The organism is Pseudomonas putida, from assembly GCF_050989985.1.
Classification (GTDB): Bacteria; Pseudomonadota; Gammaproteobacteria; order Pseudomonadales; family Pseudomonadaceae; genus Aquipseudomonas; species Aquipseudomonas putida_AI.
This window is the reverse complement of sequence record NZ_CP158815.1, coordinates 6,231,144-6,253,346: the sequence shown is the minus strand read 5'-3', so window position 1 is coordinate 6,253,346 and position 22,203 is coordinate 6,231,144. Positions and strand designations below refer to the sequence as shown.

General features: G+C 59.9%; 17 protein-coding genes and 2 tRNA genes. 15 read left to right on the top strand and 4 right to left on the bottom strand.

Going from position 1 to position 22,203, the window contains the following annotated elements; all coding sequences use genetic code 11:
- The first annotated feature begins 70 nt into the window (after window positions 1–70).
- The 7 genes from hfq to ABTV29_RS28550 all read left to right on the top strand — a co-directional run bounded on the left by hfq (window position 71) and on the right by ABTV29_RS28550 (window position 8,723).
- On the top strand, window positions 71–331 hold the full coding sequence (gene hfq, locus ABTV29_RS28580; protein ID WP_433767874.1) for an RNA chaperone Hfq: 261 nt from the start codon (window positions 71–73) through the stop codon (window positions 329–331).
- Window positions 332–343: 12 nt separating this feature from the next.
- Window positions 344–1,645 (top strand): ribosome rescue GTPase HflX, encoded by a 1,302-nt coding sequence (hflX, locus tag ABTV29_RS28575; RefSeq protein WP_433767873.1) that lies wholly within the window; start codon window positions 344–346, stop codon window positions 1,643–1,645.
- 96 nt (window positions 1,646–1,741) lie between these two features.
- Entirely contained in the window at window positions 1,742–2,920 is a 1,179-nt protein-coding gene (gene hflK / locus ABTV29_RS28570) for an FtsH protease activity modulator HflK (RefSeq protein WP_433767872.1), read from the top strand.
- The gene (hflC, locus tag ABTV29_RS28565) at window positions 2,920–3,789 is read left to right on the top strand and encodes a protease modulator HflC (protein ID WP_095192129.1); all 870 of its coding nucleotides are present in this window, start codon (window positions 2,920–2,922) and stop codon (window positions 3,787–3,789) included. Before hflK ends, hflC begins: the two co-directional genes overlap by 1 nt.
- A gap of 312 nt (window positions 3,790–4,101) precedes the next feature.
- Window positions 4,102–5,289: an ATP phosphoribosyltransferase regulatory subunit gene (locus tag ABTV29_RS28560; protein ID WP_433767871.1), complete on the top strand. Its 1,188-nt coding sequence runs from the start codon at window positions 4,102–4,104 to the stop codon at window positions 5,287–5,289.
- A gap of 54 nt (window positions 5,290–5,343) precedes the next feature.
- Window positions 5,344–6,636, top strand: a complete 1,293-nt coding sequence (locus ABTV29_RS28555; RefSeq protein WP_433767870.1) for an adenylosuccinate synthase — start codon at window positions 5,344–5,346, stop codon at window positions 6,634–6,636.
- 152 nt (window positions 6,637–6,788) lie between these two features.
- Window positions 6,789–8,723, top strand: coding sequence for a methyl-accepting chemotaxis protein (locus ABTV29_RS28550; protein ID WP_433767869.1), 1,935 nt, complete (start codon window positions 6,789–6,791; stop codon window positions 8,721–8,723).
- Between the two features lie 96 nt (window positions 8,724–8,819).
- Here the strand turns inward: ABTV29_RS28550 and ABTV29_RS28545 are convergent, their stop codons facing one another.
- From ABTV29_RS28545 to ABTV29_RS28530, 4 genes are all read right to left on the bottom strand, one after another.
- On the bottom strand, window positions 8,820–10,382 hold the full coding sequence (locus ABTV29_RS28545) for an ABC transporter permease (RefSeq protein WP_433767868.1): 1,563 nt from the start codon (window positions 10,380–10,382) through the stop codon (window positions 8,820–8,822).
- A complete protein-coding gene (locus ABTV29_RS28540; RefSeq protein ID WP_433767867.1) occupies window positions 10,382–11,392 on the bottom strand; it encodes an iron ABC transporter substrate-binding protein in 1,011 nt (336 codons plus the stop codon). Before ABTV29_RS28540 ends, ABTV29_RS28545 begins: the two co-directional genes overlap by 1 nt.
- Window positions 11,393–11,696: 304 nt before the next feature.
- A tRNA-Leu gene (locus ABTV29_RS28535) sits at window positions 11,697–11,783 on the bottom strand.
- A 182-nt stretch (window positions 11,784–11,965) separates the two neighbouring features.
- Window positions 11,966–12,052, bottom strand: a tRNA-Leu gene (locus ABTV29_RS28530).
- 226 nt (window positions 12,053–12,278) lie between these two features.
- Here ABTV29_RS28530 and rnr point away from each other — a divergent pair.
- From rnr to ABTV29_RS28490, 8 genes are all read left to right on the top strand, one after another.
- Window positions 12,279–14,915: a ribonuclease R gene (rnr, locus tag ABTV29_RS28525; RefSeq protein WP_433767866.1), complete on the top strand. Its 2,637-nt coding sequence runs from the start codon at window positions 12,279–12,281 to the stop codon at window positions 14,913–14,915.
- Window positions 14,912–15,679 (top strand): 23S rRNA (guanosine(2251)-2'-O)-methyltransferase RlmB, encoded by a 768-nt coding sequence (gene rlmB, locus ABTV29_RS28520; protein WP_433767865.1) that lies wholly within the window; start codon window positions 14,912–14,914, stop codon window positions 15,677–15,679. Before rnr ends, rlmB begins: the two co-directional genes overlap by 4 nt.
- A 303-nt stretch (window positions 15,680–15,982) precedes the next feature.
- Entirely contained in the window at window positions 15,983–16,405 is a 423-nt protein-coding gene (gene rpsF, locus ABTV29_RS28515) for a 30S ribosomal protein S6 (protein WP_003221133.1), read from the top strand.
- 28 nt (window positions 16,406–16,433) lie between these two features.
- A complete protein-coding gene (rpsR, locus tag ABTV29_RS28510; protein ID WP_002551829.1) occupies window positions 16,434–16,664 on the top strand; it encodes a 30S ribosomal protein S18 in 231 nt (76 codons plus the stop codon).
- A gap of 36 nt (window positions 16,665–16,700) precedes the next feature.
- Window positions 16,701–17,594: a hypothetical protein gene (locus tag ABTV29_RS28505; RefSeq protein ID WP_433767864.1), complete on the top strand. Its 894-nt coding sequence runs from the start codon at window positions 16,701–16,703 to the stop codon at window positions 17,592–17,594.
- A gap of 21 nt (window positions 17,595–17,615) precedes the next feature.
- The gene (gene rplI / locus ABTV29_RS28500; protein WP_433767863.1) at window positions 17,616–18,062 is read left to right on the top strand and encodes a 50S ribosomal protein L9; all 447 of its coding nucleotides are present in this window, start codon (window positions 17,616–17,618) and stop codon (window positions 18,060–18,062) included.
- Between the two features lie 131 nt (window positions 18,063–18,193).
- Entirely contained in the window at window positions 18,194–19,591 is a 1,398-nt protein-coding gene (gene dnaB, locus ABTV29_RS28495; RefSeq protein WP_433767862.1) for a replicative DNA helicase, read from the top strand.
- 189 nt (window positions 19,592–19,780) lie between these two features.
- On the top strand, window positions 19,781–22,084 hold the full coding sequence (locus tag ABTV29_RS28490) for a YgiQ family radical SAM protein (RefSeq protein WP_433767861.1): 2,304 nt from the start codon (window positions 19,781–19,783) through the stop codon (window positions 22,082–22,084).
- The last annotated feature ends 119 nt before the right edge of the window (window positions 22,085–22,203 follow it).

Here is a 22,203-nt window from a genome sequence, read left to right as displayed (position 1 = left end):
TGGGGGTGTGACGGCCACAAGTCATCTGTTTACCTATTTTTTATATTGAATCCTTAAAGGAGTGCGGCACATGTCAAAAGGGCATTCGCTACAAGACCCTTACTTGAACACTTTACGTAAAGAGAAAGTTGGGGTGTCCATCTACCTGGTCAACGGTATCAAACTGCAAGGCACGATCGAGTCTTTCGACCAGTTCGTTATTCTGCTGAAAAACACCGTAAGCCAGATGGTCTACAAACACGCTATCTCTACAGTAGTGCCGGTTCGCCCGATTCGTCTGCCTAGCGCAGGTGATAACGAGTCTGGTGATACTGAGCCAGGTAACGCCTGATAGGAGTCTCCTTTGTTCTTTGAGCGCCACGGTGGTGGTGAGCGAGCCATTCTCGTTCACTTGGATGGTCAGGACCCTGAGGCGCGCGAAGATCCGCAGGAGTTTCAGGAGCTGGCAACGTCGGCTGGCGCCGAGACCGCCGCGTTTTTCAACGTGCCGCGTAATCGGCCAACCGCCAAGTACCTGATTGGCAGTGGCAAGGTCGAGGAACTGCGCGACCTGGTCAAAGCCGAGCAGGTCGATCTGGTGATTTTCAATCACATCCTCACGCCCAGTCAGGAACGTAACCTCGAACGTGTTTTCGAGTGTCGCGTGATCGACCGCACGGGCCTGATTCTCGATATCTTCGCCCAACGCGCCCGCACCCATGAAGGCAAGCTCCAGGTCGAACTGGCACAGCTTGAGCACATGAGTACGCGGCTGGTTCGCGGCTGGACTCACCTTGAGCGGCAGAAGGGCGGTATCGGTCTGCGCGGTCCGGGTGAAACCCAACTGGAAACCGACCGACGTCTGTTGCGGGTTCGTCTGCGGCAGATCAAGGGGCGCCTGGAAAAGGTCCGCAGCCAGCGTGAGCAGTCGCGTCGTGGCCGCAAGCGCGCTGATATCCCGACTGTTTCACTGGTGGGTTACACCAACGCCGGCAAGTCGACGCTGTTCAACTCCGTCACCGAATCCGACGTCTTCGCCGCGGATCAACTGTTCGCGACCCTCGATCCTACCCTGCGCCGGCTTGAGCTCGATGACCTCGGGCCAATCGTGCTGGCCGATACCGTGGGGTTCATTCGCCACCTGCCGCACAAACTGGTCGAGGCATTTCGGGCTACGCTCGAAGAGTCGAGCAACTCCGACCTGCTGCTGCACGTGATCGACTCCCATGAGCCCGACCGCATGGCCCAGATCGAACAGGTCATGGTGGTGCTCGGGGAGATCGGGGCCCAGGACTTGCCGATCCTTGAGGTATACAACAAACTCGATTTGCTCGAGGGCGTTGAGCCGCAGATCCAGCGTGATGCCGATGGCAAGCCGCAGCGGGTCTGGTTGTCGGCCAAGGACGGTACTGGCCTGGATCTGCTCAAGCAGGCCGTGGCCGAGCTGCTCGGCGATGATTTGTTTGTTGGTACCTTGCGCTTGCCGCAACGTTTTGCTCGACTGCGTGCGCAGTTTTTCGAACTCGGTGCGGTACAGAAAGAAGAACATGACGAAGAAGGTCTCAGCTTGCTGGCCGTTCGTTTGCCACGGGCCGAATTGAATCGGCTGGTGAGCCGCGAAGGTTTGCAGCCACTGGACTTCATCGAGCAACACACTTTGCAATAAAAGCCTGAGAAAGCGGTTGTGTCGTGGTGACAGGCATTCTGTAGCATTGGCCGGCGCGCCGTGGGTGCGTCTTTGCTTTATCAGATGGAGAGCGCTATGGCTTGGAATGAGCCGGGTGGCAACTCGAATAATCAAGATCCTTGGGGTGGCAAGCGCCGTAATAACGGCGATCGCAAGGGGCCGCCAGATCTCGACGAGGCCTTCCGAAAGCTGCAGGAAAGCCTGAACGGGTTGTTCGGTGGTGGTAAGAAACGTGGTGGGGATGACGGTGGTGGTCCGGGCAAGAGTGGCGGCTTTGGCGGTCTGCTCGGCATCGGCCTGGTCGTTGCCGCCGCTGTCTGGCTGTACAGCGCGGTCTACGTAGTCGACGAGCAGGAGCAAGCCGTGGTGCTGCGCTTCGGCAAGTACTACGAAACCGTCGGCCCGGGCCTGAACATCTATTTCCCGCCGATCGACAAGAAGTACATGGAAAACGTCACGCGTGAGCGTGCGTACACCAAGCAGGGCCAGATGCTCACCGAAGACGAAAACATCGTCGAAGTGCCGCTGACCGTGCAGTACAAGATCAGCAACCTGCAGGATTTCGTGCTGAGCGTTGATCAGCCGGAGATCAGCCTGCAGCACGCGACTGACAGTGCCTTGCGCCATGTGGTGGGTTCCACCGCGATGGACCAGGTGTTGACCGAAGGTCGTGAGCAGATGGCCAGCGAAATCAAGGAGCGCCTGCAACGCTTCATGGATACCTATCGCACCGGTATCACCGTGACCCAGGTCAACGTACAGAGCGCAGCGGCACCGCGTGAAGTGCAGGAAGCCTTCGATGACGTGATCCGTGCCCGTGAAGACGAGCAGCGGTCGCGCAACCAGGCTGAAACCTATGCCAACGGCGTCGTGCCGGAAGCTCGTGGTCAGGCCCAGCGCATTCTCGAAGATGCCAACGGTTACCGTGATGAAACGATCTCGCGCGCCAAGGGTGAGGCCGATCGCTTCACCAAGCTGGTTGCCGAGTACCGCAAGGCGCCTGAAGTCACTCGCCAGCGTCTGTATCTGGACACCATGCAGGAAGTCTTCAGCAACACCAGCAAGGTTCTCGTGACCGGCAACAAGAATGGCCAGAGCAATCTGCTTTACCTGCCGCTGGACAAGATGATCGACAGTAGTGGTCGCAGCACCAGCACACCGATGAGCAGTGCTGCAGCTACCAGCAATGAAGCGAATGCGCGTGCGGCAGCTGATCTGCAGCAACAGCCAGCACGTACCAGGGAGAGTCGCTGATGAGCAATAAATCGCTGATCGCCCTTATTGTCGGCGTCGTCGTGGCGATCGCTGCCTGGAACTGCTTCTACATCGTGGCTCAGACCGAGCGTGCGGTGTTGCTGCAGTTCGGTCGCGTGGTCCAGACCGATGTTCAGCCAGGCCTGCATGTGAAGGTGCCTTACGTTAACCAGGTGCGCAAATTCGACGCCCGCCTGATGACGCTGGACGCGCCGACACAACGCTTCCTGACCCTGGAAAAGAAAGCCGTGATGGTCGATGCCTACGCCAAGTGGCGCGTGAAGGACGCCGAGCGTTTCTACACCGCGACTTCCGGCCTCAAGCAGATCGCCGACGAGCGTCTGTCCCGTCGTCTGGAATCGGGCCTGCGTGACCAGTTCGGTAAGCGCACCCTGCACGAAGTGGTATCGGGTGAGCGTGATGCGCTGATGGCCGACATCACCGCTTCGCTGAACAAGATGGCTGAAAAGGAACTGGGCATCGAAGTGGTCGACGTTCGCGTCAAAACCATCGACCTGCCTAAAGAAGTGAACCGCAGTGTGTTCGAGCGTATGAGCACCGAGCGTGAGCGTGAAGCTCGCGAGCACCGCGCCAAGGGTAACGAGCTGGCTGAAGGCATCCGTGCCGACGCTGACCGTCAACGCCGCGTGTTGCTGGCCGAAGCCTATCGTGAGTCTGAAGAGATTCGCGGTGACGGCGATGCCCAGGCCGCCGCGATCTACTCCAAGGCCTACGGTCAGGATCAGGAGTTCTACGCGTTCTACCGTAGCCTGCGTGCCTACCGTGAAAGCTTCGCGAATAAATCCGACGTCATGGTTCTCGACCCAAGCAGTGACTTCTTCCACTACCTGGAAAAAGCCAAGCCTTGATACGCCGTTGACCTGAATCATCCCGCCCGGCGGTTAAAACCTCTGGCGGGGTGATCCTTTGGGAAAACGTGTGTATGATGCGGCAGCCGGGAAATTCCCGGCTTTTTTGCGTCTGCACGTTTGATTGCTGTTTTTGTGCAGGTGCCAGGGCCCGATGGCCTGACAGGTTTTACGAGGAAAGTGCTTGGCGAAGCCCATTTCAGGCTTTTCGCTTCGTCGCTCATGCGCGTTGTTTTCGCTGGGCGGATCATTTTCTGCTTCACTCAAGGCTCGCCCAACGGCTTGCCGCCCGGATCATGGGGGAATGGCGTAATGGCAACGGTAGACCGCTGGCTGCTGCCAGATGGCATCGAAGAAGTACTGCCACCGGAGGCGGCGCGCATAGAAGTCGCGCGTCGTCAGGTGTTGGATCTGTTCCAGAGCTGGGGTTACGAGTTCGTCGTGACTCCCCATATCGAGTACCTGGAATCCCTGCTGACCGGCGCAGGCCAGGACCTGGATCTGCGCACTTTCAAGGTCATCGACCCGCAATCGGGTCGGCAGATGGGTTTCCGTGCCGACATTACGCCGCAAGTAGCGCGTATCGATGCGCATACCCTGCGTCGCGAAGGCCCCAACCGCCTGTGCTATGCCGGCAGTGTATTGCACGCCCAGCCGCGGGCGTTGTCGTCCTCGCGCAGCCCGATCCAGTTGGGTGCCGAGCTTTACGGCGATGCCAGCCCGAGCAGTGACGTCGAAGTCATCAGCTTGATGCTCGCCATGCTGCAACTGGCCGATGTGCCTGACGTGCACATGGACCTGGGGCACGTAGGCATTTACCGCGGGCTCGCTCGCGCAGCCGGATTGTCCGGTGAAGTTGAACAGCAGTTGTTCGATGCATTGCAACGTAAGGCCATCGACGAGGTCATTACCTTGACCGAAGGTCTGCCGGCGGATCTGTCGGGCATGCTGCGGGCGTTGGTTGATCTGTGCGGTGATCGTGAAGTGCTGGTGGCCGCTCGCGAGCGTCTGGCGAAAGCCCCGTCAGAGGTCATCGCTGCACTGGACGACTTGCTGGCAATCGCCGAGCGCCTGTCCGTACGTTTCCCGGAACTGCCGCTGTATTTCGACCTCGGCGAGTTGCGCGGCTACCACTATCACACCGGTGTGGTGTTCGCGGCATTCGTGCCGGGCGTTGGCCAGTCCATTGCCCAGGGCGGTCGTTACGACGACATCGGCGCCGACTTCGGTCGTGCCCGTCCGGCAACCGGTTTCTCTACCGATTTGAAAACCCTGGTGACCCTGGGGCGTGCTGAGATCGAGCTACCGTCTGGCGGTATCTGGATGCCTGACAGTACGGATGCGGCACTCTGGCAGCAGGTTTGCCAGTTGCGCAGTGAGGGTCAGCGTGTCGTTCAGGCCTTGCCTGGGCAACCTCTGGCCGCCGCCCGTGAAGCGGACTGCGACCGGCAATTGATTCAGCAGAATGGGCTTTGGCAAGTATCGCCACTGGCTTCTTGAGTTTTCCTGCCGGCCGCCGCCGGCACCAAGTTTGCGCGAATGAGGACAAGTGTTATGGGTAAGAATGTCGTAGTCCTGGGCACCCAATGGGGTGATGAGGGCAAAGGCAAGATCGTTGATCTGCTGACCGAACATGCTGCCGCCGTAGTGCGCTACCAGGGTGGCCACAACGCTGGCCACACGCTGGTGATCGACGGCGAAAAAACCGTCTTGCACCTGATCCCGTCGGGCGTGCTGCGCGAAGGCGTGCAGTGCCTGATCGGCAACGGCGTGGTGGTTGCACCTGACGCCCTGCTGCGGGAAATCAACAAGCTGGAAGAGAAGGGCGTACCGGTGCGCGAGCGCCTGCGCATCAGCCCTTCCTGCCCGCTGATCCTGTCCTACCACGTAGCACTGGACCAGGCTCGTGAAAAAGCCCGTGGCGAGCAGAAGATCGGTACTACCGGTCGTGGCATCGGCCCGGCATACGAAGACAAGGTTGCACGTCGCGGCCTGCGCATCGGCGACCTGTTCCACCGCGAGCGTTTCGCCGCCAAGCTGGGCGAGTTGCTGGACTACCACAACTTCGTACTGGTCAATTACTACAAAGAGCCTGCGATCGACTTCCAGAAGACTCTGGACGAGTGCATGGAATACGCCGAGCTGCTCAAGCCGATGATGCTCGACGTCACCGCCGAGCTGCACCAGCTGCGTCGCGATGGCAAGGACATCATGTTCGAAGGCGCCCAGGGTTCCCTGCTGGACATCGACCACGGTACCTACCCGTACGTCACCAGCTCCAACACCACCGCGGGCGGCATTGCCACCGGTTCCGGTGTGGGCCCAATGTTCCTCGACTACATCCTGGGTATCACCAAGGCCTACACAACTCGCGTCGGTTCGGGCCCGTTCCCGACTGAGCTGTTCGACGACGTCGGTGCTTTCCTGGCCAAGCGCGGTCACGAATTCGGTGCAACCACCGGTCGCGCCCGTCGTTGCGGATGGTTCGATGCCGTCATCCTGCGTCGCGCCATCGACGTCAACAGCATCTCGGGCCTGTGCCTGACCAAGCTGGACGTTCTGGACGGCCTGGAAACCATCAACATCTGCGTTGGCTACAAGAACCAGGACGGTGCAGTGATCGACGCACCGACCGATGCCGACAGCTACATCGGCCTGGAGCCAGTGTACGAAGAGATGCCGGGCTGGAAAGAATCCACCCTCGGTGCCAAGACGCTGGAAGAGCTGCCACAGGCGGCACGCAACTACATCAAGCGCGTCGAAGAGTTGGTCGGTGCACCGATCGACATTATTTCGACGGGTCCGGATCGCAACGAAACCATCGTTCTGCGTCACCCGTTCGCCTGATAAGTCGTTGATGTAAAAAACAAAGGCTCCTTAATCGGGGCCTTTGTCGTTTATGCCTGTTGGACGGCATGCCCCTTGCAGCGAACATTAAAAAAAGCATAGCTTCTGGCGTGCCATCAATTTAATGGCGCCAAAAGCAGGGGGGGTCTCCAGTGTCAGCCGTTCTCTCACTGTTACAAAGCCGTCTTTTACGGCCAGTGTTCGTTACTCTCGGTATCGCCCTTTTAGTGCAGGTATTGGTGGCTGTTGCCCTGACCCGGAGCACGGTGACTGCGCTGGAAGCCGATCTGGGCTCGCGTCTGGGGGCCGATAGTCAAAAACTGTCCGGCGAACTCGAACAGGCGGGGCGTGAAGTCACCTCGAGCCTCGACAGTCTGTCCACCAGCACGCGGCAGCGGCTCACGGCCGGTCTGTCCTCGCGGCTGGAGGAAGAGCAGGCGCAACTGCGTGCGACCCTGGAAAAAGACCTGAAGGATTCCGCCAGTGATATGGCGCAGCTCCTGGCTTCGGTTGCTCCCCGCGCGATGTGGGACAACGATATTCCGACCCTCTCCGAATTTGCCCGCCGGGCACAGCGCAACCCTAATGTGTTGTTCGTGGTCTATGACGACGCGACGGGTCAGCACCTGACGCGATACCTCAACCGGGAAAACGCGATCAACAAGGCTTTGCTGGAAAAAGGCCAGGGTGAGCGGGCACTGGACAAGGTGCTGGATGCCGCGAAAAACGATCCGTCGGTGTTTTACATCGAGGCCTCGATCAATCCCAATGGCGTGGAAATCGGCAAGGTGCTGATGGGGGTTTCCACCGCCTCGGTGGAAACCGATCTTGCTGCCCTGGACAAGCGCTTCTCCGCACTGATCGCCAGTAGCGACCAGCTGGTGGGCGATAGCCTCAAAGGTGCGGCAGCTGACAGCGCTGCAGCCATGCGTTCACGCTTGCAGTCGGCGCAGTCCACCGCTTCCGAGATGAAAGCCAATACCACCGACACGGTGCAGGAAGCGGCGGCTACCTTGCGCTGGCGCATCGGCGTGGGCCTGGCGGTGGTGGGTGCCGGCGTTCTGCTGCTACTTGCCGTAGTGCTGGGGCGTCGAGTGGTCAATCGTTTGAAGATGCTGATTAGCGCCATGGATGATCTGGCGGCGGGCGAAGGCGATTTGACCAAGCGTGTGCAAATCAACAGCAAGGATGAAATCGGCGACATGGCCTCGGCGGTCAATCGCTTTGTGGATAAGTTGCAGCCGATCGTGCGCGAGGCAGGCGACGTGGCTCAGCGCACCGGCGTGGAAATCGGTGCCATGACCCTGCGCAATGCCGGAGCCGATGCGGCAGCGGGCATGCAGCGTGATGAAGTGGCCGAGAGCCTGCGAGCGTTGTCGCAAATGGCGGATGAGGCTCAATCCGAGAGCCAGGCCATGCAGGCGGCGTTGAAGCAGGTTGTGGATATCCGTCAGGCCACCGATGAAAACACCCGGACCTCGGCGAAAGTCGGCAGCCTGATCGAAGCGCTGGCCGGGCAGGTCGATACCGGTGCGCAAGTGATCGAGCGGCTGGCGCAACAGAGTGAGCAGATTGAAGTGGTGCTGACCGTGATTCACGGGATCGCCGAGCAGACCAACCTGCTGGCATTGAACGCGGCCATCGAAGCGGCGCGGGCAGGCGAAACCGGTCGCGGGTTTGCGGTGGTGGCTGATGAGGTGCGAGCGCTGGCGAGCAAGACTCAGAGCTCCACGGGCGATATTCAGGCGCACATCGTGGCATTGCAGCAAGGCGCCCGCGAAGCGGTAGCCGCGATCGGCCAGGCAGGGCGCCAGGCCAGCGAGGGGCTGCTGGTGTTGCGTGACAGCGCGCGGTTGCAGCAGTCGGTACAGGCTTCGGTGGAGCAGGTGCATGCGGCGATTGGTCTGGCTACTCAAGCGGCGGCACATCAGGCTCAGGGGGCTCAAGCCGTGCGGGGTCGCGTAGAAACGATTCATGCGCAGGCCGAGAGGGCGGCGCAGGCGGTAGTGGAGACCACGGCCAGCGGCAAGGTACTGGATGGCTTGGCGGCGCAGTTGAAGGCGAGCCTGGGGCAGTTCAGGGCTTAAGTTTGTCTTTGATTGAGCGGGCCCCTTCGCGAGCAGGCTCGCTCCCACATTGGACTGCGTTCTTTTGTGGGAGCGAGCCTGCTCGCGAAAGCTATCTCAGCGGCTCAAATACATCCGCGTCGTAAGTAGATAAACCGGCAACCCCGATACCAATATCAACAGCGCCGCATAAGGCGCCGCCGCCGCAAACTCCACATTGGCAGTATGCGCCCAGACTTCCGTCGCCAAGGTATTGAGCCCGGTCGGACTCAGCAGCAGCGTCGCCGTCAGCTCCTTCATCGCATCCAGGAACACCAGCGCAAACGCCGCCCCCAGTGCCGGGAAGATGATCGGCAATGTCACCCGGCAAAACGCGGTGAACGAAGACGCGCCCAATGTGCGCGCCGCCTCTTCCAGTTGCGGAGCAGCCTTGTTCAGCGCCGTGCGAATCGGTGCCTGGGCCAATGGCAAAAACAGCAGTGCATAGGCGATCAGCAGCAGCGCCGTGGTCTGATACAGCGCCGGCACATAGTGCAGGGCGAAATACACCAGGGTCAGTGCGATCACCAGGCCGGGAAGCGCATGCAGCAAATACGGCAGGCGTTCAGCCCAGATTGCCAGCCGGCCCTTGTAGCGCACGACCAGCAACCCCACCGGAACCGCTAACACGAGACATAGCGCCGCGCCGCCCAGCGACAGGGCCAGGGACGACAGCAGCGCCTCGCTGATGGCGGCAACCGGAAAGGCGGCTGATGATCCGACGGCCAGCCAGTACCCCAACATGCCCAGTGGAATGCCGCTGCCGATGATCGCCAGCAACAGGCAATACAGTTGCCCGCCAATCGCCCAGGCCCCCAACCGAACCTGTTCCGCCTGACGCGCCGCACCCTGGCCGGTGCGTACGTGGCGGCCTTTGCCGCGAACGCGCAATTCCAGCCATAGCAGGGCCAGGCACAACACCAGCAGCACGGCAGATAGCATCGCGGCATTGGCGTTGCTGAACTCCAGTTCGAATTGCTGATAGATCGCGGTGGTGAAGGTTTGCAGGCCGATGATCGACAGCGCGCCGAATTCCACCAGCATGTGCAAGGCAATCAGCAGTGAGCCGGCGAGCAGTGACGGCCAGAGCAGGGGCAGGGTGATCTTGAAAAACACGCCCCAGTGATTCTGGCCCAGTGTGCGCCCGGACTCTTCCAGTGAAGGGTCAAGGTTGCGCAGGGTTGCCGCCACCGGCAGGAAAATCAGCGGGTATTTGGACAGGGTCATGACCAGAATGGCTCCGCCCAGTCCTTCGAAGTGCGCGCTCAGCGAAACCCAGGTGAAGCTGCTGACAAACGCCGGTACGGCGAATGGCAAACACAGAATCACACCCCACAATCGCCGTCCCGGCAGATTGCTGCGTTCCAGCAGCCACGCCAACGACAGGCCGATCACGCCGCAAGCCAGCGTCACGCCAACCATCAGTGCCAACGTGTTGCGCAACAGGCCGAACACGTAGGGGCGCCACAGCAGGTGCAGCGCCTCAGCCCAGCCTGCTTGCCAGGCCTTGAGCCCGACATAGGCCAGTGGCAGCAGGCTGAGCAGGACCAGCAGAAAAACCGGCAGCAGCAACCAGATCGATGGCTGCTTGCGTCTTGGTACGTAGCTGCCGTGTGGGGCGACGGATAGCGATGCGCTCATCAGTTCAGGCCAACGTCACGTTCCAGGTCGAGGGCTTCTTCTGCGTTGCCAAGGTCCGCCGGGGTGACTTTCGGTGCTTCCAGCTCGCTGAAGGGCTTGAGACCGCGATCCGATTCCATGCCTTTGTGCAGCGGGTACTCGGCGGTGGTCTGGGTGATCACGCGCTGACCTTCTTCGCTGGCCATGTAAGCGAGCAGTTGTTGGGCTTCTTGTGGATGCTTGCTGGATTTCAGCACGGCGGCGCTGGAAACGGTGATCAGCCCGCCGACGTCGCCACCGGTGAAGTAATGCAGTTTCGAGTCGAGCTGGCCTTTTTCGCGCTGCAGGGCGAACCAGTAGTAGTTGTTGACCAGCACAGTGGCGACCTCACCGTTTTCCACGGCTTTGAGTGCGACCATGTTGTTGCTGTAGGTCTTGCCGAAGGCGCGCAGGCCGGTGAGCCATTCTTCAGCAGCGTCCATGCCGTGCATCTTGATAATCGCTACAGCTTGTTCCTGGAATGCGCCGCTGGTGGGTACGAACCCGACCTTGCCTTGCCATTTCGGATCGGAGAACGCCATTACGGACTTGGGCAAATCTTTTTCATCGATCAATTTCGGGTTGTAGGCGACGACCCGGACCCGGGCAGTGACGCCGATCCAGGTGCCATTGCCCGCGACGTATTGCTTGGGCAGGACTGCCAGGGTTGCATCGTCAGTCTTGGCCAGCAGGCCTTGCTCGCCGAGCTTGTTCAGTGGCGGCGATTCTTCGGTGTAGATCACGTCGGCCGGGGAGCGGTCGCCTTCTTCGACGATCTGGCTGGCAAGCTGGTTGCTGCTGCCCTTGCGTACATTGACATGAATGCCGGTCTTGGCTTCGAAGGCCTTGGCGACAGCGTCACCCACTTCCTTGTGCTGGCCGTTGTAGAGCGTCAGGGAAACCTTGTCGTCGGCTTGGGTGAGGGGAGTGGCGAGTGCCAGGCCGAGAAGGGTGATGGTCAAGCCTCGGCGCAGGGTATTTCGAAACATCATTCGCAGGGTTCCTCACTGTCGCATTGCAAAAACTTGCAACAATGATAAACGATATTGTTTCTCAAATGCGCTTCGTGGGGTTCACATGTGTTCGATTGGCGCGCATTGCTTCTGTAGGAGCGAACTTGCTCGCGAAGGCCGTGCAAGGAAACGAAGGTGTTCTGGAGAAATGCGTCGCCTGTACATCCATCGCGAGCAAGCTCGCTCCTACAGGTTTGGGGGTGGCTTTTTCGACCACCAGAAACGCAAAAACCCGCTTTCGCGGGTTTTTGTGAAATTCAAGGCCGTAACCTTGAATTGGAATTGGTGCCCAGAAGAAGACTCGAACTTCCACGACCGTAAGGTCACCAGCACCTGAAGCTGGCGTGTCTACCAATTTCACCATCTGGGCATTCATCTTCAGCGTTGCCGCTGTTGATGTGGCGCACTATACGGACCGCATTTTGATCTGTAAACCCCTGATTTAATTTTAATAAATCAGTTCGGACAAAACGCGTGTCCAGAATGCAAAAAACCCGCTTTCGCGGGTTTTTTGTGTGAGCCTTGAAACTGATCTAGTCTCAAAGTCGAAATTGGTGCCCAGGAGAAGACTCGAACTTCCACGACCGTAAGGTCACCAGCACCTGAAGCTGGCGTGTCTACCAATTTCACCACCTGGGCAGCTTCGACAACGTGTCTGTGTCGTCGATGGCGCGCACTATACGGAGCGCTTTTTTAACTGTAAACCCCCGTCGCCAAAAAAAATGATTTTTTTTACCAGCGGTGTTCAAAACGCTTTGGAAGCGTCGATACAAGACGTCATATGGCCTCTATATAGTTCGAAATTTCCCGTTTCATTACGCCTATGCCAAACTAACCCGCATATAGACAAGGTGAAAACTCTCTAATGGCCGATTGGCAATCCCTCGATCCCGAGGCCGCTCGTGAAGCGGAAAAATACGAAAACCCCATCCCTAGCCGCGAACTGATCCTTCAGCACCTTGCTGATCGCGGTTCGCCTGCTGCCCGCGAGCAGCTGGTCGAAGAGTTTGGTCTGACCACAGAAGACCAGATCGAGGCCCTGCGCCGCCGTCTGCGCGCCATGGAGCGCGATGCACAACTCATTTATACCCGCCGCGGCACTTATGCACCGGTGGACAAGCTCGACCTGATTCTGGGGCGCATCAGCGGTCACCGCGACGGCTTCGGCTTCCTGGTGCCGGATGATGGCAGCGACGATCTGTTCCTGAGCCCTGCGCAAATGCGCCTGGTGTTCGATGGTGACCGCGCTCTGGCCCGTGTATCCGGCCTGGACCGTCGCGGTCGCCGCGAAGGCATGATCGTCGAAGTGGTATCCCGTGCCCACGAAACCATCGTCGGTCGCTACTTCGAAGAAGGCGGCATTGGTTTTGTCGTCGCTGACAATCCGAAGATCCAGCAGGAAGTGCTGGTGACTCCAGGTCGCAACGCCAACGCCGATATCGGTCAGTTCGTCGAAGTGAAGATCACCCACTGGCCGACACCACGCTTCCAGCCGCAAGGCGACGTGATCGAAGTCGTGGGCAACTACATGGCGCCGGGCATGGAGATCGATGTCGCCCTGCGCACTTACGACATTCCTCACGTCTGGCCGGACGCTGTGCTCAAGGAAGCCGGCAAGCTCAAGCCGGAAGTCGAAGAGAAAGATAAAGAGAAGCGCATCGACCTGCGCCATCTGCCGTTTGTCACCATCGACGGCGAAGATGCCCGCGACTTCGATGACGCGGTCTACTGCGAAGCCCGTCCGGGCAAGCTGCGCCTGTTCTCAGGCGGCTGGAAGCTTTACGTGGCGATTGCCGACGTTTCCAGCTACGTGAAGCTCGGTTCGGCGCTGGATGCCGAGGCTCAGGTTCGCGGCAACTCGGTGTACTTCCCCGAGCGCGTGATCCCGATGTTGCCCGAGCAATTGTCCAATGGCTTGTGTTCGCTGAATCCGCTGGTCGATCGCTTGGCCATGGTTTGCGAGATGACCATCTCAAAATCCGGCGAAATGACCGACTACTGCTTCTATGAAGCGGTGATCCACTCCCATGCGCGCCTGACCTACAACAAGGTCAGCGCCATGCTCGAAACGCCGAAACTGGCGGAGGCGCGCAAGCTGCGCGGCGAATACACCGACCTCGTGCCGCACCTCAAGCAGCTGTATGCGCTGTACAAGGTGTTGCTGGCCGCCCGTCATGTCCGTGGCGCGATCGACTTCGAAACCCAGGAAACCCGGATCATCTTCGGCTCCGAGCGCAAGATCGCCGAAATCCGGCCGACCGTGCGTAACGATGCGCACAAGCTGATCGAGGAGTGCATGCTGGCCGCCAACGTGGCCACTGCCGAATTCCTGCAAAAGCACGAAATCCCTGCCCTGTACCGCGTTCACGACGGTCCGCCGCCAGAGCGTCTGGAAAAGCTGCGTGCCTTCCTGGGCGAGTTGGGTCTGTCCCTGCACAAAGGCAAGGACGGTCCGACGCCGAAGGATTACCAGGCTCTGCTGGCCAGCATCAAGGATCGTCCGGACTTCCACCTGATCCAGACGGTCATGCTGCGCTCCTTGAGCCAGGCGGTGTACACCTCCGATAACCAGGGTCACTTCGGCCTGAACTACGAGGCTTACACCCACTTCACCTCGCCGATTCGTCGTTACCCGGACTTGCTCACGCACCGGGCGATTCGCAGCGTCATTCACTCCAAGCAGGACACTCCGCACGTTCGCCGTGCCGGTGCGATGACCATTCCAAAGGCACGCATCTATCCGTACGACGAAGCGGCTCTGGAGCAGCTCGGCGAACAGTGCTCGATGAGTGAACGCCGTGCCGACGAGGCGACCCGCGACGTGGTGAACTGGCTCAAGTGCGAGTTCATGAAAGATCGCGTGGGCGAGTCCTTCCCGGGTGTGATCACCGCCGTGACCGGTTTCGGCCTGTTCGTCGAGTTGACCGATATCTACGTCGAAGGTCTGGTGCACGTTACCGCTCTGCCGGGTGACTACTACCACTTCGATCCCGTGCACCACCGCCTGGCGGGCGAGCGTACCGGTCGCAGCTTCCGTCTTGGCGATACCGTCGAAGTGCGGGTCATGCGCGTCGATCTCGACGAGCGCAAGATCGACTTCGAGATGTCAGAAAAAACCGTCAGCGCGCCAGTCGGTCGCAAAAAGCGCGGCAGCGAAACCGCAGCTCCAGCGCCAGCGTCTACCAAAGCGGCTGCAGAGCCGGCGCCGGCGAAAATCGGCCGTCGTCCAGCCAAGGAAAAGCCTGTCGAAGCCTACCGTTCGAGCGATGCCGCGGCGAAAAACGCTGAGGTGCGCAAGAGTCGCGAACTGAAAAAGGCACTGCTGGCCGATGCGAAGAACGGCGGTAAAGCGTCGTCTTCGGGAAAGACCGGACGGTCGGCGCCTGACAAGGCCGTCGGCGGCAAGCCGGCCAAGCCGAGCAAACATCGTAAAGGTCCGCCAAAAGCGGGCTCGGCCCCAGCAAAAAGCGGTGGGGCGCGTAAACCTAAGGCCAAGTCATGAGTCAGTTGGAAAAAATCTACGGCGTTCATGCGGTAGAAGCGTTGCTGCGTCACCACCCCAAGCGCGTCAAGCAGATCTGGCTGGCCGAAGGCCGCAGTGATCCGCGGGTGCAGACGCTGATCGAGCTGGCCAGCGAGAATCGTGTCCAGGTCGGTCAGGCCGAGCGCCGGGAAATGGACGCTTGGGTCGAGGGTGTGCATCAAGGTGTGGTCGCGGAGGTCAGCCCGAGCCAGGTCTGGGGCGAGGCGATGCTCGACGAGCTGCTGGATCGCACCGAAGGCGCGCCGCTGCTGCTGGTGCTCGATGGCGTGACCGATCCGCACAACCTGGGCGCCTGCCTGCGTTCCGCCGATGCGGCGGGTGCGCTGGCGGTGATCGTGCCGAAAGACAAGTCAGCCACCCTGACGCCGGTCGTGCGAAAGGTTGCTTGTGGGGCGGCGGAAGTGATTCCTCTGGTTGCCGTGACCAACCTGGCGCGTACCCTGGAAAAGCTCCAGCAGCGCGGATTGTGGGTTGTCGGCACGGCGGGGGAGGCTGAGGTCAGCATTTATGACCAGGACCTGACCGGCCCTACCATCCTGATCATGGGTGCCGAAGGCAAGGGCATGCGCCGCCTCACTCGCGAGCATTGCGATTACCTGGTGCACCTGCCGATGGCCGGTAGCGTCAGCAGTCTGAACGTTTCGGTGGCAACGGGCGTCTGCCTGTTCGAAGCACAGCGCCAGCGCGGCGCCAAAGCCAAGGCTGCCGCCAAAAAGCCCTGATCCGGCTGCAGTCCCTGTGGGAGCGAGCCTGCTCGCGAAGCGGAGAAACATTCAGCATCAAATGTGAATGTCTTATCCCAATCGCGAGCAAGCTCGCTCCCACAGTGTTTTGTGGTGAAGGGAAAGATTGGATTGTTCAAATAATCACCAATTACCTTGCACCTCCCACGCCCCTTCTCTACAATTGCGCCCCTTGCTGTGACGGCAGGCGCGCATGTGCCTCACCCACGCAAGTCCACAAGTGTCATTCACTCCTTGTCTGATCGCTTTTGAGCGGCAGGCTACAACCCGTAAGGAGCATTCATGCGTCATTACGAAATCATCTTTTTGGTCCACCCGGATCAAAGCGAGCAAGTCGGCGGCATGGTTGAGCGTTACACCAAGCTGATCGAAGAAGACGGCGGCAAAATCCACCGTCTGGAAGACTGGGGCCGTCGTCAACTGGCCTACGCAATCAACAATGTTCACAAGGCTCACTACGTGATGCTGAACGTTGAGTGCACCGGCAAGGCCCTGGCCGAGCTGGAAGACAACTTCCGTTACAACGATGCAGTGATCCGTAACCTGGTCATCCGTCGCGACGAAGCCGTTACCGGCCAGTCCGAGATGCTCAAGGCTGAAGAAAACCGCAGTGAGCGCCGTGAGCGTCGCGACCGTCCTGAGCACTCCGACGCCGATGGCGTTGAGGGTGATGACAGCGACAACAGCGATAACGCTGACGAGTAATCCACGGACCTTTTAAGGAGCCTATCAAATGGCACGTTTCTTCCGTCGTCGTAAATTCTGCCGCTTCACCGCTGAAGACGTGAAAGAGATCGACTACAAAGATCTCAACACTCTGAAAGCCTACGTATCCGAGACCGGCAAAATCGTTCCAAGCCGCATCACCGGTACCAAAGCTCGTTATCAGCGTCAGCTGGCCACCGCTATCAAGCGCGCCCGCTTCCTGGCCCTGCTGGCCTACACCGACAGCCACGGCCGCTGAGACCGGGCAGTCGACACGTAGCAAAGGATTGAATGTATGCGTGCCTTAGCTGAGTTCATCATGCGGGGCCGTATGCAGGCCACTCTGGTAGTGGCCGGATGCGCGGCGTTGCCGCTGTTGTATTGGTTGGGTGCTGCCGCCGGATGCCTTGTGCTCCTGCGGCGCGGAATGAGGGACGCTTTTAGCGTTCTTGCTCTGGGACTGCTGCCGGCGTTGATCTGGTGGCTTTACTCCGACGACCCGCGGGCACTTCTGGTGCTGCTGGGGTCTGCGAGCCTTGCGTTGGTTTTGCGCGCAAGCGAGTCCTGGAACCGCGTGCTGCTGGTCAGCATAGCGATGGGAGTGGTGTTTTCAGTGGTGCTGGGGACGGCTTTTGGTCCCCAGATCGAGATGCTGGCGCAGGCTTTGATCAAAGTCATGCCGTCGCTACTCGGTCAGGTCTACCAACAGATGTCGGTAGACGAGCAAGCGCGTTTCGCGGCCCTGATTGCACCTATCCTGACCGGCCTGATAGCGGCCTTGCTGCAAATCGTCAGTGTGCTGAGCCTGATTGTCGGGCGCTACTGGCAGGCGTTGTTGTACAACCCCGGTGGTTTCGGTCGCGAGTTTCGCGCCGTGCGAATCCCGCTGGGGCCCGCGATGTTGCTGCTGGCGGGTATGGTTGTGACACCGAATTTCGGTGCCCAGATGTCCATGCTTGTACCGTTGTGCAGCGTACCGCTGGTTTTCGCCGGGCTGGCCCTGATTCACGGGCTGGTGGCGCAAAAGCGACTGGCCAGGTTCTGGCTGGTGGGGTTGTACGTAACGCTGTTGCTGTTCATGCAGCTGATCTATCCGTTGCTGGTGGTCTTGGCCATCGTCGACAGCCTGATTGATTTTCGCGGTCGTCTGGCGCCGAAAGACGCCGATAACGCGAACGGTGAAGGTTAAAAGTTAAGAGGTTAATACCAAATGGAACTGATCCTGCTGGAAAAAATCGCCAACCTGGGCAACCTGGGCGACAAAGTAAAAGTTAAGGCTGGCTACGGTCGTAACTACCTGCTGCCTTTTGGCAAAGCCACCGCTGCGACCGCTGCCAACCTGGCTGCGTTCGAAGAGCGTCGCGCCGAGCTGGAAAAAGCTGCAGCTGAGCGTAAATCGTCGGCTGAAAGCCGCGCTGCCCAACTGGCCGAGCTGGAAGTGACCATCACTGCCACCGCTGGCGACGAAGGCAAGCTGTTCGGTTCGATCGGCACCCACGACATCGCTGACGCACTGACCGCCTCCGGCGTTGAAGTTGCCAAGAGCGAAGTTCGTCTGCCGAACGGCACCATCCGTCAGGTTGGCGAATACGACGTAGCCGTGCACCTGCACGCCGAAGTCGAAGCCACTGTACGCGTTGTCGTAGTAGCAGCTTAAGCAGTACTTGTCGGCTGGCACCCTCGGGTGCTTGCCGGTAACATCGGGCACGATCCTGTTTACAGGTCGTGCCCTTTGTCTTTCTGGTAACGCCTGTTTTTCAACCCCTGCTTTCCCAAAACCAAGTGGCCATGAACGAAATCTCAGTCCCCGAGCAATACGATCTGCAAACCGCCGCGCTGAAGGTGCCGCCGCATTCCATCGAAGCCGAACAGGCTGTACTCGGTGGTCTGATGCTGGACAACAACGCCTGGGAACGCGTGCTCGATCAAGTCTCCGACGGCGATTTCTATCGACATGACCACCGCCTGATATTCCGCGCGATCGCCAAGCTGGCCGATCAGAACATGCCGATCGACGTCGTGACCCTGGCCGAGCAATTGGACAAGGAAGGGCAGACTTCGCAAGTCGGCGGCCTCGGTTACCTGGGCGAACTGGCGAAAAACACGCCGTCCGTCGCCAACATCAAGGCTTATGCGCAGATCGTCCGCCAGCGTGCGACGTTGCGCCAGCTGATCGGTATCAGCAACGAGATCGCCGACAGCGCCTTCAACCCCGAAGGCCGTACCGCAGAAGAGATCCTCGATGAAGCCGAACGGCAGATCTTCCAGATCGCCGAGGCCCGTCCGAAGACCACCGGCCCGGTGGGTGTCAACGATTTGCTGACCAAGGCCATCGACCGCATTGACACCCTGTTCAACACAGGTGAAGGGATCACTGGCCTGTCCACCGGCTACACCGACCTCGACGAAAAAACCAGCGGCTTGCAACCGGCCGACCTGATCATCGTCGCAGGCCGTCCGTCGATGGGTAAGACCACCTTCGCGATGAATCTCGTGGAAAACGCCGTGCTACGCAGCGATAAGGCGGTTCTGGTGTACTCCCTCGAGATGCCTGGCGAATCGCTGATCATGCGTATGCTGTCCTCCCTGGGCCGCATCGATCAGACCAAGGTTCGTTCCGGCCAGCTGGAAGACGACGACTGGCCGCGCCTGACCTCGGCGGTCAACCTGCTCAACGATCGTAAGCTTTTCATCGACGATACCGCCGGTATCAGCCCGTCCGAGATGCGCGCCCGCACCCGGCGCCTGGTGCGTGAGCACGGCGAAGTTGGCCTGATCATGATCGACTACTTGCAGTTGATGCAGATCCCCGGCTCCAGCGGTGACAACCGGACCAACGAGATTTCCGAGATCTCCCGGTCCCTGAAAGCCCTGGCCAAGGAATTCAACTGCCCGGTAGTGGCGCTGTCACAGCTCAACCGTTCCCTGGAACAGCGGCCGAACAAGCGCCCGGTGAACTCCGACTTGCGGGAATCCGGAGCGATCGAGCAGGACGCCGACGTGATCATGTTCGTGTACCGCGACGAGGTTTATCACCCGGAAACCGAGCACAAGGGCATTGCCGAGATCATCATCGGCAAGCAGCGGAACGGCCCGATCGGCTTTATCCGGCTGGCGTTCATCGGTAAATACACCCGGTTCGAGAACCTGGCGCCGGGTAGTTATAACTTCGATGACGATGAGTAATATCTTCATCGTCTGACCCGACCAATCGCGAGCAGGCTCGCTCCCACAGGTTCAGTGTGATCCTCGTGGGAGCGAGCCTGCTCGCGATTGGGGGTTTGAGATTTCCGACAACAGCCGTCGGAATTGATCAAAATTTGTGCTATATTCCGCGCCCGCGAAATTCAATGAAAGCCAACACCGGTTATCGACATGCAAGCAGCCAAGCCGTTATTTGACTATCCCAAGTACTGGGCCGAATGTTTCGGGCCAGCGCCATTCCTGCCGATGAGCAGGGAGGAGATGGATCAGCTTGGCTGGGATTCATGCGACATCATCATCGTCACCGGTGATGCCTACGTCGACCACCCGTCGTTCGGCATGGCCATCATCGGCCGGCTGCTGGAGGCCCAGGGCTTCCGCGTCGGGATCATTGCACAGCCGAACTGGCAGTCCAAAGACGACTTCATGAAGCTCGGCGAGCCGAATCTGTTTTTCGGTGTCGCGGCCGGCAACATGGACTCGATGATCAACCGCTACACCGCGGACAAGAAAATCCGTTCCGACGACGCCTACACCCCGGGTGGCATGGCCGGCAAACGTCCGGACCGCGCGAGCCTGGTGTACAGCCAGCGCTGCAAGGAAGCCTACAAGCACGTGCCGATCGTGCTCGGCGGCATCGAAGCGTCCCTGCGCCGCATCGCCCACTACGACTACTGGCAGGACCGGGTGCGCAACTCGATCCTGATCGACGCCAGCGCCGACATCCTGCTCTACGGCAACGCCGAGCGCGCGATTGTCGAAGTCGCCCAGCGCCTGTCCTACGGTCAAAAGATCGAAGACATCACCGATGTGCGCGGCACCGCGTTCATCCGTCGTGACACGCCGCAAGGCTGGTACGAAGTCGACTCCACGCGCATCGACCGTCCGGGCAAGATCGACAAGATCATCAACCCGTACGTGAATACCCAGGACACTGCTGCCTGCGCCATCGAGCAGGAGAAGGGCCCGGTTGAAGATCCGCAGGAAGCCAAGGTCGTGCAGATCCTGGCCAGCCCGAAGATGACCCGCGACAAGACCGTGATTCGTCTGCCATCCGTGGAGAAGGTCCGTAACGACGCGGTGCTCTATGCTCACGCCAACCGTGTGCTGCACCTGGAAACCAACCCGGGCAACGCCCGTGCCCTGGTGCAAAAGCACGGTGAAGTCGACGTCTGGTTCAACCCGCCTCCAATTCCGATGACCACCGAAGAAATGGACTACGTGTTCGGCATGCCTTATCAGCGCGTTCCGCACCCGGCGTATGGCAAGGAGAAAATCCCGGCCTACGACATGATCCGTTTCTCGGTGAACATCATGCGTGGCTGCTTCGGCGGCTGCACTTTCTGCTCGATCACCGAGCACGAAGGCCGGATCATCCAGAACCGTTCCGAAGAGTCGATCATTCGCGAGATCGAAGAAATTCGCGACAAGGTCCCGGGTTTTACCGGCGTCATTTCCGACCTTGGCGGGCCGACCGCGAACATGTACCGCATTGCCTGCAAGAGCCCGGAAATCGAATCCGCGTGCCGCAAGCCATCGTGCGTGTTCCCGGGCATCTGCCCGAACCTGAACACCGACCACTCGTCGCTGATCCAGCTGTACCGCAGCGCCCGTGCCTTGCCGGGCGTGAAGAAGATCCTGATCGCATCCGGCCTGCGCTACGACCTCGCGGTCGAGTCGCCGGAGTACGTGAAAGAGCTGGTGACCCACCACGTCGGTGGCTACCTGAAGATCGCCCCGGAACATACCGAGGAAGGTCCGCTCAACCAGATGATGAAACCGGGCATCGGCAGTTATGACCGGTTCAAGCGCATGTTCGAGAAGTACTCGAAGGAAGCGGGGAAAGAGCAGTACCTGATCCCGTACTTCATCGCTGCCCACCCCGGGACCACCGACGAAGACATGATGAACTTGGCGCTGTGGCTCAAGGGCAATGGTTTCCGTGCCGACCAGGTGCAGGCGTTCTACCCGTCGCCCATGGCCAGTGCCACCGCGATGTACCACTCGGGCAAGAACCCGCTGCGCAAGGTGACCTACAAGAGCGACGCGGTAACCATCGTCAAGAGCGAAGAGCAGCGTCGCCTGCACAAGGCCTTCTTGCGTTATCACGACCCCAAGGGCTGGCCGATGCTGCGTGAGGCGTTGATCCGCATGGGCCGTAGCGACCTGATCGGGCCGGGCAAGAATCAGCTGATCCCGCTGCACCAGCCGTCTACCGACAGCTACCAGAGCGCCCGTCGCAAGAACTCGACGCCGGCCGGCAGCCATAAGGTATCCGGGGAAAAGACCACCAAGATCCTGACTCAGCACACCGGCTTGCCGCCGCGCGCCAGCGATGGCGGCAACCCATGGGACAAGCGTGAGCAGGCCAAGGCTGCAGCGTTCGCGCGCAACCAGCAGGCGGCCAAGGAGCGCAAGGAAGCGGCCAAGGGCAAGGGGCCCAAGGCCGGGCGCAAGCCGGTTGTTCCGCGCTAAATCTTCGTGAGCTGCACAAAGCGCCAACCCTCGGGTTGGCGTTTTGCATTATGGGTTTGAAGGCCAGGGGTTCGAGGCCTTCGGCAGATCCTGAAAAGGGAGCTGAGCGGGGGTTATCC

What these genes read in the sequence shown, in the direction of transcription:
- hfq (WP_433767874.1), top strand. Translation starts at nt 71, where the DNA reads ATGTCAAAAGGGCATTCGCTACAAGACCCTTACTTGAACACTTTACGT.
- hflK (WP_433767872.1), top strand. Translation starts at nt 1,742, where the DNA reads ATGGCTTGGAATGAGCCGGGTGGCAACTCGAATAATCAAGATCCTTGG.
- hflC (WP_095192129.1), top strand. Translation starts at nt 2,920, where the DNA reads ATGAGCAATAAATCGCTGATCGCCCTTATTGTCGGCGTCGTCGTGGCG.
- ABTV29_RS28560 (WP_433767871.1), top strand. Translation starts at nt 4,102, where the DNA reads ATGGCAACGGTAGACCGCTGGCTGCTGCCAGATGGCATCGAAGAAGTA.
- ABTV29_RS28555 (WP_433767870.1), top strand. Translation starts at nt 5,344, where the DNA reads ATGGGTAAGAATGTCGTAGTCCTGGGCACCCAATGGGGTGATGAGGGC.
- ABTV29_RS28545 (WP_433767868.1), bottom strand. Translation starts at nt 10,382, where the DNA reads ATGAGCGCATCGCTATCCGTCGCCCCACACGGCAGCTACGTACCAAGA.
- ABTV29_RS28540 (WP_433767867.1), bottom strand. Translation starts at nt 11,392, where the DNA reads ATGATGTTTCGAAATACCCTGCGCCGAGGCTTGACCATCACCCTTCTC.
- rnr (WP_433767866.1), top strand. Translation starts at nt 12,279, where the DNA reads ATGGCCGATTGGCAATCCCTCGATCCCGAGGCCGCTCGTGAAGCGGAA.
- rlmB (WP_433767865.1), top strand. Translation starts at nt 14,912, where the DNA reads ATGAGTCAGTTGGAAAAAATCTACGGCGTTCATGCGGTAGAAGCGTTG.
- rpsF (WP_003221133.1), top strand. Translation starts at nt 15,983, where the DNA reads ATGCGTCATTACGAAATCATCTTTTTGGTCCACCCGGATCAAAGCGAG.
- rpsR (WP_002551829.1), top strand. Translation starts at nt 16,434, where the DNA reads ATGGCACGTTTCTTCCGTCGTCGTAAATTCTGCCGCTTCACCGCTGAA.
- ABTV29_RS28505 (WP_433767864.1), top strand. Translation starts at nt 16,701, where the DNA reads ATGCGTGCCTTAGCTGAGTTCATCATGCGGGGCCGTATGCAGGCCACT.
- rplI (WP_433767863.1), top strand. Translation starts at nt 17,616, where the DNA reads ATGGAACTGATCCTGCTGGAAAAAATCGCCAACCTGGGCAACCTGGGC.
- dnaB (WP_433767862.1), top strand. Translation starts at nt 18,194, where the DNA reads ATGAACGAAATCTCAGTCCCCGAGCAATACGATCTGCAAACCGCCGCG.
- ABTV29_RS28490 (WP_433767861.1), top strand. Translation starts at nt 19,781, where the DNA reads ATGCAAGCAGCCAAGCCGTTATTTGACTATCCCAAGTACTGGGCCGAA.